17 protein-coding genes are annotated in these 17555 nt (G+C 64.9%); 7 read left to right on the top strand and 10 right to left on the bottom strand.

The window, feature by feature from the left end; genetic code table 11:
- Nucleotides 1-129 precede the first annotated feature (129 nt).
- Nucleotides 130-918, top strand: coding sequence for a bestrophin-like domain (locus ABIA90_RS09595; RefSeq protein WP_063980707.1), 789 nt, complete (start codon nt 130-132; stop codon nt 916-918).
- A gap of 30 nt (nt 919-948) precedes the next feature.
- Here the strand turns inward: ABIA90_RS09595 and ABIA90_RS09590 are convergent, their stop codons facing one another.
- The 3 genes from ABIA90_RS09590 to ABIA90_RS09580 all read right to left on the bottom strand — a co-directional run bounded on the left by ABIA90_RS09590 (nt 949) and on the right by ABIA90_RS09580 (nt 2776).
- The gene (locus ABIA90_RS09590) at nt 949-1812 is read right to left on the bottom strand and encodes a DUF1444 domain-containing protein (RefSeq protein ID WP_354118651.1); all 864 of its coding nucleotides are present in this window, start codon (nt 1810-1812) and stop codon (nt 949-951) included.
- Nucleotides 1813-1916: 104 nt separating this feature from the next.
- Nucleotides 1917-2237: a YMGG-like glycine zipper-containing protein gene (locus tag ABIA90_RS09585; RefSeq protein WP_354118650.1), complete on the bottom strand. Its 321-nt coding sequence runs from the start codon at nt 2235-2237 to the stop codon at nt 1917-1919.
- Nucleotides 2238-2401: 164 nt separating this feature from the next.
- The gene (locus tag ABIA90_RS09580; protein ID WP_354118649.1) at nt 2402-2776 is read right to left on the bottom strand and encodes a hypothetical protein; all 375 of its coding nucleotides are present in this window, start codon (nt 2774-2776) and stop codon (nt 2402-2404) included.
- A 267-nt stretch (nt 2777-3043) separates the two neighbouring features.
- Between ABIA90_RS09580 and ABIA90_RS09575 the strand changes: the two genes are divergently transcribed.
- Nucleotides 3044-4432 (top strand): peptidoglycan-binding protein, encoded by a 1389-nt coding sequence (locus tag ABIA90_RS09575; RefSeq protein WP_354118648.1) that lies wholly within the window; start codon nt 3044-3046, stop codon nt 4430-4432.
- Between the two features lie 14 nt (nt 4433-4446).
- On the opposite strand, the gene ABIA90_RS09570 is transcribed toward ABIA90_RS09575, so the two are convergent.
- The 7 genes from ABIA90_RS09570 to ABIA90_RS09540 form a co-directional block, all read right to left on the bottom strand.
- Nucleotides 4447-5727 carry an RNA polymerase sigma factor gene (locus ABIA90_RS09570; RefSeq protein ID WP_354118647.1) on the bottom strand — a complete coding sequence of 427 codons (1281 nt, stop codon included), beginning with the start codon at nt 5725-5727 and terminating at the stop codon, nt 4447-4449.
- A 133-nt stretch (nt 5728-5860) separates the two neighbouring features.
- Nucleotides 5861-6268, bottom strand: a complete 408-nt coding sequence (locus tag ABIA90_RS09565) for a YciI family protein (RefSeq protein ID WP_063980702.1) — start codon at nt 6266-6268, stop codon at nt 5861-5863.
- 99 nt (nt 6269-6367) lie between these two features.
- Entirely contained in the window at nt 6368-7060 is a 693-nt protein-coding gene (locus ABIA90_RS09560) for an AprI/Inh family metalloprotease inhibitor (RefSeq protein ID WP_354118646.1), read from the bottom strand.
- Nucleotides 7060-8049: a 2-hydroxyacid dehydrogenase gene (locus ABIA90_RS09555; RefSeq protein ID WP_063980700.1), complete on the bottom strand. Its 990-nt coding sequence runs from the start codon at nt 8047-8049 to the stop codon at nt 7060-7062. Before ABIA90_RS09555 ends, ABIA90_RS09560 begins: the two co-directional genes overlap by 1 nt.
- Complete coding sequence (locus ABIA90_RS09550; RefSeq protein ID WP_085402677.1) at nt 8049-8867, bottom strand: ABC transporter permease; 819 nt, start codon at nt 8865-8867, stop codon at nt 8049-8051. The genes ABIA90_RS09555 and ABIA90_RS09550 overlap by 1 nt, the downstream gene beginning before the upstream one ends.
- Nucleotides 8864-9679: an ABC transporter ATP-binding protein gene (locus ABIA90_RS09545; protein ID WP_354118645.1), complete on the bottom strand. Its 816-nt coding sequence runs from the start codon at nt 9677-9679 to the stop codon at nt 8864-8866. The genes ABIA90_RS09550 and ABIA90_RS09545 overlap by 4 nt, the downstream gene beginning before the upstream one ends.
- A 10-nt stretch (nt 9680-9689) precedes the next feature.
- The gene (locus ABIA90_RS09540) at nt 9690-10712 is read right to left on the bottom strand and encodes an ABC transporter substrate-binding protein (RefSeq protein WP_354118644.1); all 1023 of its coding nucleotides are present in this window, start codon (nt 10710-10712) and stop codon (nt 9690-9692) included.
- A 139-nt stretch (nt 10713-10851) separates the two neighbouring features.
- Between ABIA90_RS09540 and ABIA90_RS09535 the strand changes: the two genes are divergently transcribed.
- From ABIA90_RS09535 to ABIA90_RS09515, 5 genes are all read left to right on the top strand, one after another.
- Nucleotides 10852-11658: a creatininase family protein gene (locus ABIA90_RS09535; protein ID WP_354118643.1), complete on the top strand. Its 807-nt coding sequence runs from the start codon at nt 10852-10854 to the stop codon at nt 11656-11658.
- Nucleotides 11659-11797: 139 nt separating this feature from the next.
- The gene (locus ABIA90_RS09530) at nt 11798-12061 is read left to right on the top strand and encodes a hypothetical protein (protein WP_063980696.1); all 264 of its coding nucleotides are present in this window, start codon (nt 11798-11800) and stop codon (nt 12059-12061) included.
- Nucleotides 12062-12487: 426 nt separating this feature from the next.
- The gene (locus tag ABIA90_RS09525) at nt 12488-14434 is read left to right on the top strand and encodes a carbohydrate porin (RefSeq protein ID WP_354118642.1); all 1947 of its coding nucleotides are present in this window, start codon (nt 12488-12490) and stop codon (nt 14432-14434) included.
- 28 nt (nt 14435-14462) lie between these two features.
- On the top strand, nt 14463-16196 hold the full coding sequence (locus ABIA90_RS09520; RefSeq protein WP_354118641.1) for an ABC transporter permease: 1734 nt from the start codon (nt 14463-14465) through the stop codon (nt 16194-16196).
- A gap of 13 nt (nt 16197-16209) precedes the next feature.
- Nucleotides 16210-17523, top strand: coding sequence for an ABC transporter ATP-binding protein (locus ABIA90_RS09515; protein ID WP_354118640.1), 1314 nt, complete (start codon nt 16210-16212; stop codon nt 17521-17523).
- Nucleotides 17524-17555: the final 32 nt, after the last annotated feature.

Below are 17555 nucleotides of genomic sequence, written 5' to 3'. Positions count from 1 at the left end.
TAATTGTTGCGCGCAGCTCAAATGACGACAATTCCGGGCTGCATCGTGGTTCGTCGTCGGCACGAGCGGCCACGCCGGCCTGCGCGGATGCGGTTGATCTAGGGCTTCGAATCAAGTGACAACAGCAGCATGAGCGACTGGCTGCACAATCTGCCGGTGCCTGCAATGGCGCTGGTGATCTTTGGATTCACGTACCTGCTCGCCGCGGCCATCTTCGCAGGCATCGCGAGGGCTGCAACGGAGGAGCGCGCGAAGTCGCTGAAGGCGATCTCGCCGGGCATGCTGCCGGTGCTCGGCATCATCTTCGGCCTGTTCGTCGCCTTCATCGCCGCGCAGGTCTGGGGCGACAGCGACCGCGCCAGCGCCGCGGTGAGCCGCGAGGCCAGTGCGCTACGCAGCGCCGTGCTGCTGGCCGCCGGCCTGCCGGCGGAGCAGGAGACGAAGCTGCGCGGCCTGGTGCGCGACTATGTCGGGCAGGCCGTCGCGGTGGAATGGCCGATGATGGCGCATCAGGAGGTGTCGCTGAAGGTCACGCCGCCGGCGCTCGCCGAAGCCCTGCAGTTCGTCGTTGCGATGACGCCGCAAGGCCCCGGGCAGGCGAATGTGCAGCGCGAGCTCATCGCCGCGCTGGAGCAGGCCCTGGATGCGCGGCGGCAGCGGATCATCGTCAGCCTCGCCGCGGTGAACCCGGTCAAATGGTGGTGCCTGTATCTCCAGGCGGCCTGCGCGCTATTGGTGATCGGCCTTGTTCATTGCGACAACCGGCTGGGATCGGCGATCGCGATGGGCCTGTTCGCCACCGGCGTCGCCACCTCCGTCCTGCTCATCGCTGCGCACGACCGGCCGTTCGCCGGCCAGATCTCGATCCAACCGGAGCCGCTGCTCCAGATCATGCCGGCAGACCCCGGCAAGAGTTGAGCAGAGCGGCCGGCCCCGCGAGAGAGCATCTCACCGAACGGACTGCCAGCCCTTCGGCGTCCAGCGCAGCAAGCTACCGGACAACGGCTTCGGCGCGCGCGCCATCATGTTCCTGGCCAGCGTCCGCAGCGCGTCGATCGCGGCACTGCTGTCTTCGCTTGCATAGAGCAAGAGATCGGCCGACGGCGCCGCGACGATCAGGACACCGCCCTGAGCCTGCGCGAGCGGCGCCCAGCTGTCGACCAGCGCGAGCCGACTGGTCTGATAATAGTCCCCCGTCAACGTGCCGAATTGTCCTGATGGGACCGCTTTTGCGACCGTCGTGAGCGGCTTCACGCTGCTGCGCAGATTGGCGATGGCGATGTCGAAGACCTGGTCCTGCGTCAAGCCGAGCGCGGCACGATCCTTGTCGTTGAACACCTTGACCGCCCGCGGCGAGTCCAGCACCGGGACGATCACCAGCCCCTCCGCCAGGGGCCGCGTCAGCGCCGGGCCGCGCGCATCGACCTCCCGAAGCGCCTGCCGCATGTAGTCAGCCGAGCGTACGACCACGCGAAGGGCTGCTCGGGTCGGCGGATCGTTCCGGCTGCTCGCCGTTGCCTTGACGCCGCTGACATAGGCGCCGATCTCCCTGGCGCAGCCGCCGGTGTTGGCCTTGCAGAAGGCGTAGATGCGGTCGAGGTTGGTTTGCAGAGGGCCGACCGACAGCGTCAGCGGTCCCTTGATCACGACCGGGGTGTCACGCATCTCGGCGCGGATGCGCTCGGCCACGAAAGCCGTAAACGCCGGTTCGTCGGCTGGAATCTGTTGCGCCCGGGCAGTCCCGGCCCCGACCAGATCGCTGGCCACGACCGCGGCGATCAGCCACCGGCATATGCGAGATCGGATGCTCATGCGAACCACCGGCTCGGGAGAGCGGCTCGCCGGCCGATACTCACCCCTCCGCGTCCAATCTACTGCCGGCCGCCATCGATCCTGCGACGCCGGCGGCTGATCGATCAATAGCAATAGCGTTGGCTGACCTGGACGTAATAGCCGTCGGGACGCTGCATGTAGCAGCCGCGCTGATAGGCGTAGTAGCCGGAGCGGCGACGCTCGCCCTCGGAGGCGATCGCAGCGCCCGTGCCGGCACCGACGACCGCGCCGATTGCAGCGCCGCGTCCGCCGCCGATCGCGCCGCCGAGGATCGCCCCGCCGACACCGCCGATGATCGCGCCGCCGATGGCATCCTGGGCCGCAGCCTCATGCGCCGGCATCGCCATCGCGACCGTCAGACATGCCGCGATTCCAAAACTTCCAATGCGAAGACCTCGAAGCATGCTCGCCCTCCCTGTGATGAGCCAGTCATAGCGCCGGAAGCGGATTCGGACCAGACAAATAGCCGGCGGCGCGGCTCGCGACGCCTACGCGATGGCGCCGGAGGCGCAGCGCGAAGACGGCTCAAACCATGCCGCGAGCGATGCACAGGCCGGCCGATCGGACGTCAGGGATCGATCCAGCGCTGCACGGCCTCGGCGGTGTCGGCCGGCGTGGAGTTGAAGCAGATCGCAGCGTCAGGCGCCACGCGGTGGACGAGGTTGAGCACCTTCTCGAACAGCAGCAGGCGCTCTTTCGGCTCGCGCAGCCCCGCGCCGATCACGATGCAGTCGAAGCGCTCGTCGCGCAGCGCGGCCGTGACGCCGGCTTCCGCGGTCGCGTCGAGATCGATCAGGCAGCTCGTGACCTCGTAGCCGAGATCACGCAGGCGCAGCAATTGCGCTTCGATGTAATGGCGCACGAGCTCCGGCGTGAGCTGCGGAAATGCGTTGTAATCCGCACTGCCGGGTTCGATGCCGATCGCGAGGACACGCTTGGCCATGCAGGGCTCCCTACCGCATCGTCTAAAATGCTAACGGACGAACGAACACGCCGGTTCCCCCACTGGCGGTTCGCGCTGCCGGCGACGGCGCGGGTCCGGCCCTGCGGCACATTTTCCCGCCCAGGCTGTAAGCCATTTCACATGCGCCGGGCCGGCAACCTGCCACATTTGCCGTTGATCACGTTGGAGTCACACCCGATCACGGCACCTGGTCCATATCTGACTTGCACGAAATTTCGATAATTCATCAATTTTCGGGAGCGGAAGATGGTCTCATTCGAGAGTCTGAAAAGCGAGTACGAGCGGAATTGGGCCGATCTCGAGATCCGGCCTTCCCGCCTCGGCGACGCGAATGGCGTCGCGCGCAAGGCGATCAACGGCAAGGCGACCTATCAGCAGATCGAGCGGTTGACCGGAGTCCCCTGGTATTTTGCCGCGCTCTGCCACTACCGCGAATCCAACTTCGATTTCGACACCTATCTCGGCAACGGCGAAACGCTTCATCGCGTGACGACCATCGTTCCGAAGGGGCGCGGCCCCTTTACCACGTTCGTGGACGGCGCCGTGGACGCGTTCAGAATCGAGAATTTCATCGGCGCCCACGACTGGGGCATCGCGCGGATGCTGTTCCGGCTCGAGGCGTTCAACGGCTTCGGCTATCACTCGAAGGGCTGCAATTCGCCTTACCTCTATGGCGGTTCGACACTGTACGGCCCGCCCGAGGCGAGGGCCGGCAAATTCGTCCGCGACCACGTGTTCGACTCGAACCACGTCGATTCCCAGCTCGGCACGGCGGTGATCCTGCATGCGATGATGTCGCTCGATTCCTCGATCACCCTCGACGGCAGCCCGCAATTCGCCGGCCGCACTGAGCCCGAGGACGATGCGGCGTCGACGATTGTTCTGATGCAGCAGGCGCTCAACAAGCTCGGCGCCAATCCGCCGCTCGCCGAGGACGGCATCAGCGGACCGAAGACCGGGGCCGCGGTTTCGCAGTTTCAGCAGCAGAACGGCCTGAGGGATACCGGGCTTCTCGACGGGGCCACGGTCGCGGCGCTCACGCGTGCAACGCAGGCGGGAGGTTCCGTGCAGAGCGGCGATCTGTCCAAGATCCTGAAGCGGCTGGAGGACCTCGCACACTTGCTGCGACCGTCAGCCGGCGGCGTAACACCGGGAACGACGACACCGGGCAACACGCTGCCCGCCACCAACGATCCGATCAGCCTGTTCGAACGGCTCTTCTCCCTCATCAACAAGACGGCGCCCGTGCCAGGACCGGTCAGCCCGACCAATCCAACCCCCGTCGATCAGTTGAAGCAGGTCGTCGACCTGCTCAGCACGCTGCTCAACAAGGACGGCAAGCCGGTGCTCGGCCAGGTCAACGGCGCGCTCGGCGAGACCATCGGCAAGCTGCTCGACGGCAAGAAGACGGCACTCGGCATCGGCGGCTCGGTGCTCACTGCGCTGCTCTCTTCGGTGACCGCGAGCCCGAATGCAGGCGGTATTGCCGGACTGCTCGGAACGATCGTATCGGCGGTGCCGGGCCTCGGCCAGTTCGCGATGCCGATCTCGCTGGCGCTCACGGCCTGGGGCGTGCTCGGCAAGTTCGAGAAGTGGGCGCAAGGCACCGCGCCGCCGCCGAAGCCGACGACGTAAAGCCGTTTGCGTCTTCAGCCGTCGGCATCGGCAATGGCTGCCGCTCGCCGCTCCATCAACACGCGCTCGCGCGCATTGTTCGTGAGACGCGCTGCGGTCTCGAACGATCGTCGCGCCTCGGCGAAGCGACCGAGCTTCTCCAGGAGGTCGCCGCGGACAGAATGGAGATGGTGGTAAGTCCCGAGCGCCGGTTCGTCCGCGATCATGTCCACGAGATCGAGACCGGCCTGCGGCCCTTCGGCCATGCCAAGCGCGACCGCCCGGTTGAGCTCGATCACCGGCGAGCGCACCAGCGCCGCGAGCTGGCCATAGAGCTCCGCGATGCGGCGCCAGTCGGTGGCAACGGCCGTCTCCGCCGTCGCGTGGCACGCGACGATCGCGGCCTGCAGCGTATAGAACCGGCCGGCACCACCGAGCTCGCGCGCGCGATCGAGCGCGCGAAGACCGCCGCCAATCTGGCGCCGGTCCCACAGCCTGCGGTCCTGGTCCATGAGCAGGATGGGCTCGCCATCGATGCCCGTGCGCGCCTGCTTCCTCGCGGCGCTCAGCTCCATCAGTGCCATGAGACCGTGGACCTCGGGCTCGAGAGGCGCGAGCCCGACCAGCACCCGCCCCATGCGCAGAGCCTCGTCGCACAGCTGCGGCCGCAGCCACTCCTCGCCGCCCGAGGCCGAATAGCCCTCGTTGAAGATGAGATAGACGACCTCGAGCACCGAGGCGAGACGCTCCGAAAGCGCCTCGCCGCTCGGGATCTCGTAGCTCAGGCCCGACCGCGACAGCGTGCGCTTGGCGCGGACGATGCGCTGCGCGATGGTTGCCTCCGTGACCAGGAAGGCGCGCGCGATCTCGTCGGTGGTCAGGCCGCAGATCATACGCAAGGCCAGCGCCGCGCGCGCCTGCCGCGGCAGCAGCGGGTGACAGGCCGTGAAGATCAGCCGCAACCATTCGTCACCGATGTCGTCGTCGAGGGCGGCGTCGAAATCCGGCATCGCGTCCTGCTCCTGCATCAGCTCGTGCGTCAGCAGGTCCTGCTTGCGGGTGAGCATTTTTGCCCGGCGCAGATGATCGAGCCCGCGGCGCTTGGCCGTCGCAACCAGCCAGGCGCCGGGATTGTCCGGCACCCCGCTGTGCGGCCAGGCTTCCAGCGCTGCGACCAGTGCGTCCTGGGTCAATTCCTCCGCCAGCGGCACGTCCCGCAGCATACGCGACAGCGTGGCGATCAGCCGTGGCTGCGCGACGCGCCAGGTTGCGTGAATCGCGGCGCGGATCTCGCGATCGATGTCGGCGGTCGTCATCGCCGCCGACCAGAGCCCTTTCCGTTCCGATGGAATCGGAACGGGGCTCTAGATTCTTGTTTTGACGCGTTTTCTTTGCGCGAACCGGTATCCACTTCGCTCGAAAACGCTCCAGGACGAGCGGTGGTGTCCATCAGGCGTGGGCAGCCACCCTGGACTGCGCGTCGACCTGGCAGGCGATCTCCACGCCCGGCGTGGCGAATGCCCGTAATTCGCAGGTCCCCTCCCAGCCCGGCATGTGATCGAGGTGCAGCTGCATGAATTCCTTCGCCATGGCCACGGCTTCCGCCTTGTCGCGCAGCTCGAAAATGGCATAGCCGCCGATCACTTCCTTGGCCTCGACGAAGGGGCCGTCGATGACGCTGAGCTCGCCGTCGACGATTCGCACCCGTGCGCCGGTCGCAAGCGGCATCAGGCCGCCATTGTCGATCATTCGACCGGCCTTGATCTCCCGCTCGGATATGTTCTGCATAGCCTCCATCAGCGCCGGGCTCGGGGCAGCCATCGGCTGGCTGGAGGTGACGATGTACATGAAGCGCATGAAAAACTCCCTTGGCGAGCAGCAGCCGCTCCGGCTGCAAACCGGCTCGCTATGGATGTGACGATTGAGCCTTGGCTAAATCGACATCGACCGGAAGAATTATTGCCGCAGCATGATCAGGGGATCGGCGGTATCGGGGACGCGCCGCCATTGCGCGTTGTCGTCGGCCTCGAACTGCCAGGCCTCGCCTGATTTCGACATCAGGACGATCTGGCCGCGCTCGAGCCGCCATTGCGCCGGATTGAACTGAGCAATCGCCGGATCGCATTTCGGCTTGACGAAGACCTGGAAATTGTCCGGGCCGGCTTCCGTGTTGGTCAGCGTCAGCCCGCACACCGGCTGGCCGTTGCCGCGCACCATCGACCAGTCGCCGATCATCTGGTCCATCGACTTGGCCATCGAGCGGGCGGCGGCGAGGTCCTGGAGGATGTAGACGCCCTCGCCCTGCCGCAGGCCTTCGAAGAAGCCGGCCTCGACCTCGGTGAAGTCGATCACGGCTTCACCGGTCGCGTCCTGCAAACGAACGATGTCGAGGCCCCTGACGCTCCAGGCGACGATGTCCTTCGTAAAGGGCAGCGTGGTCTTGCAGGCCGGCTCCAGCTCCAGCTTGAAGCCCTGCCCCGCGGCATCGCCTTTCATCGTGACGACGCAGGTCTTGCTGCGCTCGGTGGTCGAGAGCTCCCACTGCCCGGGCATCGTCTTCTTCAGGGTCGTCGCATCCTGCGCATGCGCGATGCCGATCGCGGCCACGCCGGCCGCGACGGCGAATGCAACGACCCGAAGACCTCTCATCAGCGCCCCTTGAACGGCGTTTCCGCAACCGGCGTCAACGGCGCCTTGCCGGCGAACCAGGACTTGAGGTTGTCGACCACGAGCTGATCCATCGCGTTGCGCGTCACCACCGACGCCGAGCCGATATGCGGCAGCAGCACGACGTTCTGCATGGTCTTGAGCTCGTCCGGCACGCTCGGCTCGGCCGCGAACACGTCGAGACCGGCGGCGAGGATGGTGCCTGATTTCAGCGCCTGGACCAGCGCCGCCTCGTCGACCACCGAACCGCGGGCCACGTTGACCAGCACGCCGCGCGGACCGAGCGCCTTCAGCACCTCGGCATTGATCATCTTGTTGGTCGAGGCGCCGCCGGGCACGATCACCATCAGCGTGTCCACTGCCTTCGCCATCTCGATCAGATCGGGATAGTGCTTGTAGGAGACATCCTTCGACGGATTGCGGGAGTGGTAGACCACCGGCACCAGCGAGGCATCGAGCCGGCGCGCGATCGCCTGGCCGATCCGGCCCATGCCGACGATGCCGACCTTGCGGTCGCGCAGCGAGCCGACGCTGAGCGGATAGTTCTGCGTCTGCCAGAGGCCGGAGCGGACGTAGCGGTCGGCCTTGATGAACTCACGCACGGTGGAGATCAGAAGGCCCATCGCGACGTCGGCGACCTCCTCGGTCAGCACGTCGGGCGTGTTGGTGACGATGATGTTGTGCTCAGCCGCGTATTTGGCGTCGATATGGTCGTAGCCGACGCCGAAGCTCGCCACCATCTCGATCTTGGGCAATTGCGACAGCGAGTCCCTGTCGGCGCGCACCGTGTGATAGGTCACCGCCACGCCACGGATTTTTTCGCGGATCGCCGGTGTCAGCCGCTCGAGATCGCCCCGGGTCTCCGCCTTGTGCACGACGAAATGATCGGAAAAACCGTTGTCGAGAATTGGCCGCACCGGCCCATAGATCAGAAGGTCGATCTTTTCGGACGAAATCGAACCGGTAGTCATCAGTTTTCCTTTCCAAGCGCGCTCTCGTGCCAGCGCCGTAAAACGAGGTGGGAAACTAGCGCCAGCACCCCATAGATGACAATCCCGGCCAGCGACAACAGCAGCAGCGCTGCGAACATGCGGGGTATGTTCAATCGATAGCCGGATTCGGCGATCCTGTAGGCGAGCCCGGAGCCCGCGCCGGCGGTGCCGGCCGCGATTTCGGCCACAACCGCGCCGATCAGCGACAGGCCGCCGGCAATGCGCAGGCCCCCGAGGATATAGGGCAGCGCCGCCGGCAGCTTCAGGAAGCGCAGGGTTTGCGGCGGCGAGGCGCCATAGAGCTGGAACAGGCCGGCAAGGTTGCGATCGACCGAATTCAGCCCGAGCGTGGTGTTGGACAGCACCGGAAAAAAGGCAACGATGAAGGCGCAGACCACGACCGCGGTCTGCTGCTCCAGATAGATCAGAAGCAGCGGTGCAATCGCGATGACAGGAGTCACCTGGAGGACGATTGCATAGGGGAATAGCGAATATTCCACCCATTTCGACTGGTTGAACAGCAGCGCCAGCGCGATGCCGCCGATGCTGGCAGCGACAAAACCTTCGAGCGTGGTCAGCAGCGTGGTCGCGAGCGATTGTGACAGCACCGCCCAGTCCTTGATCAGCGTCAGGAAGATGACGGAGGGCGCCGGCAGAACGTAAGGCGGGATGTCCTTGATGCGGACGACCAGTTCCCAGGCCGCGAGTCCGGCTGCGAACACGATGACGGGAAGCACGAAGCGCATCGCGCGTTGCGCGCCGGATGGTTTTGCGGTGACGGTAGCTTGCGCGTTCATAGCATCGATTGCCCCGAATAGGACGGCGCCAGCGCGGCCGACACTTTCCGGCAATAATTGGAATAGGCGGCCGAGGTCCGAAACTCCTCACCGCGCGGCTCGACCGTCTCGATGCGGATATCGGCCTGGATGCGGCCGGGCCGCGCGGTCATGACCACGACCCGCTGCGACAGATAGACGGATTCGAACACCGAATGGGTGACGAAGATGACGGTCTTGCCCAGGGCTCGCCACAGCGCAAGCAGGTCGTTGTTGAGGCGAAAGCGCGTGATCTCGTCGAGCGCGGCGAACGGCTCATCCATCAGGAGGATATCAGGGTCGGTGACGAGCGCACGCGCCAGCGACACCCGCATCTTCATGCCGCCGGAGAGCTCGCGCGGGAAAGCATCGGCGAAATCGGCAAGACCCACGCTGGCCAACGCCTCATCGGCCCGCGCGCGCGCCTCCGCCTTCGGAACGCCTGCGAGCCTCAAGGGCAGCCGCACATTCTCGCGCACGCTGGTCCAGGGCATCAGCGTCGGCTCCTGGAACACGAAGCCGATGCCATGACCCGGCAGCACATCGCCCTCGTGGCGCGCCACCCGCACGATGCCGGACGATGGCGCGCTGAGCTCTGCGATCAGGCGCAGCGCAGTGGACTTGCCGCAACCGGACGGGCCCAGCAGCGAGATGAACTCGCCCTTGCGAACAGCAAGGTCGAGCGGGCCGAGCGCCATGACGCTATTGTCATACGCCTTCGTCACGCCGCGCAGGCTGACGGCGAGAGCCGTCAGGCCGGCCTCGACCCCGGACGAGCTTTTGGCGGATGACATGGACCTTGCGCTACGGCTTGCTCGGGCGCAGCTCGACGCCGACGCCCTTGTTGACGAAGCGCAGCGTATAGGACTTGCGGAAGTCGAGATCCGCCTTCACGACGCCGGCCTTCACCATCTTGTTGAAGAAGGACGTGTAGCGCTCGTCGCTCATCGCGCCGATGCCGTTCTTCAAGGACTCGCCGGAATCGACGATGCCGTATTCCTTCATCTTGGCGACGGAATAGGCGAGCAGCTCGTCAGTCATCTCCGGGTTGAGCTTCTTGATCATGGCATTGCCGGCGGAATTGTCGCGGTAGATGTAATTGTACCAGCCGACCATGGAGGCATCGACGAAGCGCTGCACCAGGTCCGGCTTCTTCTCGACCATGTCGCGGCGCGTCTCGATCAGGGTCGAATAGGTGTTGAAGCCGTAATCGGCAAGCAGCAGCACATTCGGCTTGAAGCCGGCGGCCTTCTCGACCGCGAAGGGCTCGGAGGTGACGTAGCCCTGCATCGCGCTCTTGGGGTTGGCGATGAAGGGCTGCGGATTGAAATTGTAGGGACGGACGTTCTTCTCGTTGAAGCCGTATTCGGACTTCAGCCACTGGAAGTAGCTGGTCATACCCTCCTTGGAGACGAACAAGGTCAGCGGCTTGAGATCCTCGATCTTGGCGACCTTGGCGTCCGGCTGCGTCAGCATCACCTGCGGATCCTTCTGGAAGACCGCTGCGATGGTGACGACGGGGACGTTATTCGCCACCGCGTCGAACGACATCAGCGTGTTCGCGGCCATGAAGAAATCGATCTTGCCGGCGATCAGCAGCATCCGGTTGTTCTCGTTCGGACCGCCGGGAACAATGGTGACGTCGAGCCCGTATTTCTTGTAGGTGCCGTCGGCGACCGCCTGGAAGAAACCGCCATGCTCGGCCTCGGCGACCCAGTTGGTGCCGAAGGTGACCTTGTCCAGCGTCTCGGCGCGCACCGGCGCGAGAGAGACGAAAGCGGCCATCAAGCCCGCCGTTAACGCTCGCCGCAGATGAGAGGGGGTCATGATGGCACTCCGTCGATCGTGGCTGGCCGATGTGAAGGCAACGCGATAGAACCGCATGAAGTTCGGGGACGCGAGCCGGCCAGGCCCGCGTCCCCTGATAACCCCAAAATACGCGACAAATTCGGGCAAAGAAACCACGATGACGCCGTCTCGCGACTGGATCGACATCAACTGGGCCGATGGGAGCCTTGCGGACGTGTCGCGCTGGATCGCGGTGCTGCCGCTGGCGGCGACCGAGCAGCACGGCCCGCATCTGCCGCTCGAGACCGACGTGCTGATCGCGGACGCGTATCTCGCGCGCGTGCGCGAGCTGTTGCCCGCAAATGTTCCGGCGACGTTCCTGCCCGTTGAACCGGTCGGGATTTCCACCGAGCATATCGACTATCCGGGCACGCAGACGCTGCCGACCGAGGTGGCGCTGAAGCGATGGACCGCAATCGGCGAGGACATCGCGCGGCGCGGCGTGAAGAAGCTCGTCATCATCACCAGCCATGGCGGCAACAGCGCGGCAATGATGCTGGTCGCGCAGGATCTTCGCGCGCATCACAAGCTCTTTGTGGTGACGACGTCGTGGTCGCGGCTGTCGGGCGCGGAGAAACTGTTCCCGGCCGATGAGGTGCGCCACGGCATTCACGGCGGCGCCGTCGAGACGTCGATCATGCTGGCACGCTATCCCGATCAGGTGCGCAAGGATGCGATCGCGGATTTTCCCGCGAGCAGCATCGCCATGGAAAAGCAGTATCGCTGGCTGTCGACACAGCGGCCCGCGCCGTTCGCCTGGCAGGCGCAGGATCTCCACACGAGCGGCGCGATCGGCAACGCGACGCTGGCCGTCCCCGAGAAGGGCGCGCAGCTGCTCGATCAGGGCGCGGCGGCTTTCTGCGAGCTGCTGGCCGAGGTCGATAACTTCGACGTGAACAGGCTCGCCAAAGGGCCTCTCGGCTAGCTCGCATCCGACTGGAATCATTCAGGAAACATCCTGGCTGCACGCCCGCTTTTGCGGGATTCGAACCGGACGCGACAAGCCTCCGTCCAACTGGGCACGCGGACCACAACGGACCGCCTCAACCCGGATGGAGTTTCACATGTCGATCAAGACCAGGATTGCCGCCGTCGCGCTCGCTGCCCTCGCCGTCACCGGCAGCATCGTGTCCACCACCTCCTCGGCCGAAGCCAAGCAGCCCGGCTGGGTCTGGGGTGTGGGTGCCGGCATCGCCACCGCCGCCGTCGTCGGCTCCGCGATCGCCGCCAGCAACGACCCCTATTACTACGGCTATCACCGCTGCGGCTGGGTCGCCCAGTACAACGCCTTCGGCCAGTACGTTGGCCGCGTTCGTACTTGCTACTGATTTGAGTACCTGAGGCCGATCTCACGTGGATCCCGCGTTCGACACGGGCGCCTCATCCACCCCGTGTCGTGCCCCCGACCCGCCCGGCTGTCCCCCCGGGCGGGTCATTCATTTTGCACCTGAGAATTTGTTGCAGCTCCGTCACACAAGAGTGCGAACCATCCGCTGCGGCAATCCGTGCCAGTTGCTATTGCGAATTAATCGCAATAAGGTTTGTAACAAGCACAGGGGCTTGGGAAGAAATCGCGTCGAATCGGGATCGTCTGGTCCGATCGCGTGAACAACCAAGACTTCGTGACAGGGTCGCCGCGAATCTGCAGGGATATCGCGGCGAATGGGACACATTCGCGTTTGGGGGCGTGCGTTTTGAAGTTGAGAGGTCACCGACACCGGTATTTGCGAACGGCCGCGGCGATTGCCTCGGGCGTGCTGATTCTTCCCGATGCAGGCTTTGCCGCCGATCTGCCGTTGAAGGCACGAACGGCGAAGACCCTCTACGACTGGACCGGCTTCTATGTCGGCGGCCATTTCGGCTACGGCGATGCGAGCTTTGGGCCCGGCACCTACCCGCTGCCCGAGCAGGGAATGATCCTGCCGTCCAGCGCGACCGGCCTCTCCGGCGGCTACCAGCTTGGCTACAATCGCCAGCTCGCAAACCGTGTCGTGGTGGGCATCGAGGCGGACTCCACCTTCACCGGTCCGCGCGACGTCGTCGCGCATGAACGGTCACCGACCCCCTTCAACACCACGATCGACTATGTCGGCACCGTGCGCGGCCGCATCGGCTATGCCTTCGACCGCTTCATGCCTTTCGTCACCGGCGGTTTCGCCTGGGGCCATACGCATATCAACATCAACGATGCCGACGGTGTCTCGGAGCTGTTTCCGGTCGGAAAGTATCAAACCGGGTGGACGGCGGGCCTCGGCCTTGAATTCGCCGTCAGCGGCAATTGGACCGCAAAGGCCGAATACGACTACGTCGCGCTGTCGCGACGAACCTACGACCTCAGCGGCTTTGGCCTCGCCAATGTCGATGTCGAACCACGCGTCCACCTGTTCAAGCTCGGCCTCAACTACCACTTCGGCGATACGCCCTGGATGGCGCCGATCAACGGCAAGACGAAACTGCCGGAGTCCGGCGACTGGAATGTCCACGCGCAGACGACCGTGCTGCCGCAGGGCTACGGGCCGATCCACTCGCCCTATGCGAGCCCGCAGAGCCTTCCCGGCAGCGGCCAGTTTCAGGCGACGTGGACGACGACCGCGTTCCTCGGCGCGCGGCTGTGGGACGGCGGCGAATTCTACTTCAATCCCGAGCTGGCGCAGGGCTTTGGTCTCAATGGCACGCTCGGACTTGCCGGCTTCTCCAACGGCGAAGCCCAGAAGGCCGGCGCACCGTTCCCGAAAATCCGTCCGCAGCGCTACTACTTCAAGCAGACCTTCGGCCTCGGCGGCGAGCAGGAAGAGGTGGCCGACGCGCCGAACCAGCTCGCCGGCAAGCGCGACATCGACCGCGTGACCGTGATCGTCGGCCGCTTTGCCGTCGGCGACTTCTTCGACGGCAACTCATATGCAAAAGACCCGCGCGCCGACTTCATGAACTGGGCGATGTGGTCGTCGGGGGCGTACGATTTCCCCGCCGACCTGCCCGGCTATACACGCGGCGCCGTGGTCGAGCTCAATCGCAAGGACTGGGCGGTGCGCGGCGGACTGTTCCAGGTCCCCGATGCGCCCAACAGCGATACACTGGTCTACAAGATGGGCGGCGCGGTCGTCGAATTCGAAGAGCGCCATTCGATCTTCGAGCAGCCGGGCAAATTGCGTGTCGGCGTCTTTGCCAATGGCGGCAACACCGCGAACTATCGCGAAGTCCTGACACTGGCGGCCGCCAACCCTGCGCTCAACATCAACGACATCGCCACCGCAACCCAGCGCATCCGCTCCAAATACGGCTTCTACGTCAATCTCGAGCAACAGATCGTCAACGACGTCGGGCTATTCGCCCGCGCGAGCTGGAACGACGGCCAGAACCAGATTCTGTCATTCACCGACATTGACCGCAGTCTCTCCGGCGGCCTGTCGATCAAGGGCAGCCGCTGGGGACGGCCGGACGACACGGTCGGCATCGGCGGCGCCATCAACGGCTTGTCGGCCGGGCATCGCGACTTCCTTGCCGCCGGCGGCATCGGCCTCCTGATCGGCGACGGCCGTCTCAACTACAACAACGAGCGGATTCTCGAGGCCTACTATGCCTATTCGGTGATCAAGAACGTCACGCTGACCGCGGACTATCAATTGATCACAAACCCGGCCTATAACGCCGACCGCGGGCCGGTCTCGATCTTCTCGGGCCGCCTGCACGCAGAGTTCTAGCCCAAAATTCCAGCCCAAGGGCGGGCCTATGAAGCCGAGAGATATCCGCACGGCCGCGATCGGCCGGGCGCTACTCCCCAATGTCTGGGACGTCGCGGCGCTGATCCTCGTGATCGGCGCCATGGTCCTGATCGTCTATGGCGGCGAGCAGACCACGGTGCCGCTGTCCGAGCTCGAGCGCGCACCGGTCACGCTCGATCCGGCAAACCTTCCGCTTTACGCCTTGCGTACCGTCTTACGGATGCTTCTAGCCATCGTCTGTTCGACGGTCTTCACCTTCATCTACGCGGCGATCGCAGCCAAGAGCCGGCGAGCCGAATTGGTGATGATCCCGCTGCTGGATATTTTGCAATCCGTCCCGATCCTGGGCTTCCTCACCTTCACCGTCGTGTTCTTCATGAATTTGTTTCCGGGGCAGGTGCTCGGCGCCGAGCTCGCCTCGGTGTTCGCGATCTTCACCAGCCAGGCCTGGAACATGACGTTCAGCCTGTACCAGTCGATCCGCAACGTTCCGAAGGATCTGGAAGAGGCCACGCAAAGCTTCCATTTGTCCGGCTGGCAGCGCTTCTGGCGCCTCGACGTCCCCTTCGCGATGCCCGGCCTGATCTGGAACGCGATGATGTCGATGTCGGGCGGCTGGTTCTTCGTGGTGGCCTCGGAGGCGATCACGGTCGGCAACACCACGGTGACGCTGCCGGGCATCGGCTCCTATGTCGCGATGGCAATTCAGCAGCAGGATTTGCCGGCGATCCTCTACGCCATGCTGGCGATGCTGCTCGTGATCATCGCCTATGATCAGCTGCTGTTCCGCCCCATCGTCGCCTGGGCCGACAAATTCCGCTTCGAGCAGACCGCCTCAGGCGAGGCGCCGGCCTCCTGGATGCTCGACCTGTTCCGCCGGACCCGGGCGCTGCGTGCGCTGACCCTTCCTTTCGCGGCGCTGAACCGCGCGGTCTCGAACTTGCGCATTCCGCTGCCGAAGCTGCCGCCCGCGGCACCAGGTAAAGACCAGACGTCACGCCTCGTCGATACGGTCTGGATCGCATTGATCCTCGCCGGCACGGCCTATGCCGCCTGGCTGACCTATCGCTATCTCTCGGCCAGTCTCGGAATGTCCGACGTTCTCGTCGTCATCAGGGACGGGCTCATCACGTTGTTGCGCGTCGCCATCCTGATCACCCTCGCCACGCTGATCTGGGTGCCGGTTGGCGTGTGGATCGGGCTACGCCCGAAGCTCGCCGAACGAATCCAGCCGCTGGCCCAGTTTCTGGCGGCCTTCCCGGCCAATCTCGCCTTCCCCGTCTTTGTCGTCGCCATTGTCAGCTTCAAGCTCAATCCAGACATCTGGCTGAGCCCGCTGATGATCCTGGGCACGCAGTGGTACATCCTGTTCAACGTGATCGCGGGCGCGAGCGCCTTTCCGACGGATCTGCGCGAAGCCGCCGGCAGCTTCCATCTCCGGGGATGGCGATGGTGGTTCAAGGTGATACTGCCCGGCGTCTTTCCTTATTACATCACCGGCGCGATCACGGCGTCCGGCGGCTCCTGGAATGCGTCGATCGTCGCGGAGGTCGCAAGCTGGGGCGACACGCATCTGAAGGCCACCGGGCTCGGTGCCTATATTGCTTCCGCCACGGAAGCCGGTGACTTCCCGCGCGTCGTGCTCGGAATTGCAACGATGTGCATTCTGGTGACGTTGTTCAATCGTCTGGTCTGGCGGCCGCTCTATGCCTTCGGCGAGCGTCGCCTGCGGCTCGGCTGACGAGGAGACCCTCATGCTCGATCAACCCTCTCCGCTCATCGACATCCGCGGTGTCTGCCGATCCTTCCCGAAAGGCAGCGGCGAACAGCTCCTGGTGCTGGACAAGGTCGACCTGACGATCCGCTCGGGCGAGATCGTCGGCCTGCTCGGCCGCTCCGGCTCCGGCAAGTCCACCTTGCTGCGGATCATCGCCGGTCTGGTCAGCCCGTCTGCGGGACAGGCGACCTGTCGCGGCGAGATCATCGTCGGGCCACCGAACGGCGTCGCCATGGTGTTCCAGTCATTCGCGTTGTTTCCCTGGTTGACCGTGCTCCAGAACGTCGAGCTCGGGCTCGAAGCGCTGGGCGTCGATGCCACCGAGCGCCACAAGCGCGCTCTTGCTGCGATCGACCTGATCGGCCTTGACGGGTTTGAGTCCGCCTTCCCGAAGGAACTGTCGGGTGGCATGCGCCAGCGCGTCGGCTTCGCCCGCGCGCTGGTGGTGCATCCCGACCTCCTGCTGATGGACGAGCCGTTCTCGGCACTCGACGTCCTCACGGCCGAGACGCTGCGCACGGACCTGATCGACCTCTGGATCGAGGGCCGGTTGCCGATCAAATCGATCCTGATGGTGACGCACAATATCGAGGAGGCTGTCCTGATGTGCGATCGCATCCTGGTGTTCTCATCCAATCCAGGGCGTGTCGCCGCCGAGATCAAGGTCGACATGCCGCATCCGCGCAACCGGCTCGACCCCCATTTCCGGCAGCTCGTCGACAGCATCTACGCGCGCATGACCCAACGCGCCGAACCGAAGGCGCCCCCCGTCGAAGGCATCCTGGGCTCCGGTGTCGGCATGACCCTGCACCACGTATCGTCCAACGTGCTGTCGGGCCTGATCGAGACGCTGGCGGGGCCGCCCTATCACGGACACGCCGACCTGCCCGTGCTCGCAAGCCAGCTCCAGCTCGAGGCCGACGAGATCCTCCACCTCGGTGAGTCCCTGCAACTGCTGCGCTTCGCCCAGCTGAGCGAAGGCGACCTGATGCTCACCGACACGGGCAAGCGTTTTGCCCATCTCGAAACCGACGCACGCAAGAAGCTGTTCGCCGAACATCTCGTCACTTACGTGCCGGTGATGGGATTGATTCGCCGCGTGCTCGACGAACGTCCCTCCCATACCGCCCCCGCGGCACGGTTCCGCAACGAGCTCGAGGACTACATGTCCGAGGACTATGCGGACGAGACGCTCAGGACCGTGGTGTCCTGGGGACGTTATGGCGAGCTGTTCGCATATGACGAGCAGTCGGAGACGTTCAGCCTCGAAAACCCGGGCGAGAGCGCTTGATCCCGCCTGCGGCAATTTGGCTGGAACCGGAC

It is taken from the genome of Bradyrhizobium sp. LA6.8 (genome assembly GCF_040547935.1).
Taxonomy (GTDB): domain Bacteria; phylum Pseudomonadota; class Alphaproteobacteria; order Rhizobiales; family Xanthobacteraceae; genus Bradyrhizobium; species Bradyrhizobium barranii.
The sequence above is the reverse complement of the archived record's forward strand: the minus strand, read 5'-3'. Positions and strand labels throughout refer to the sequence as shown.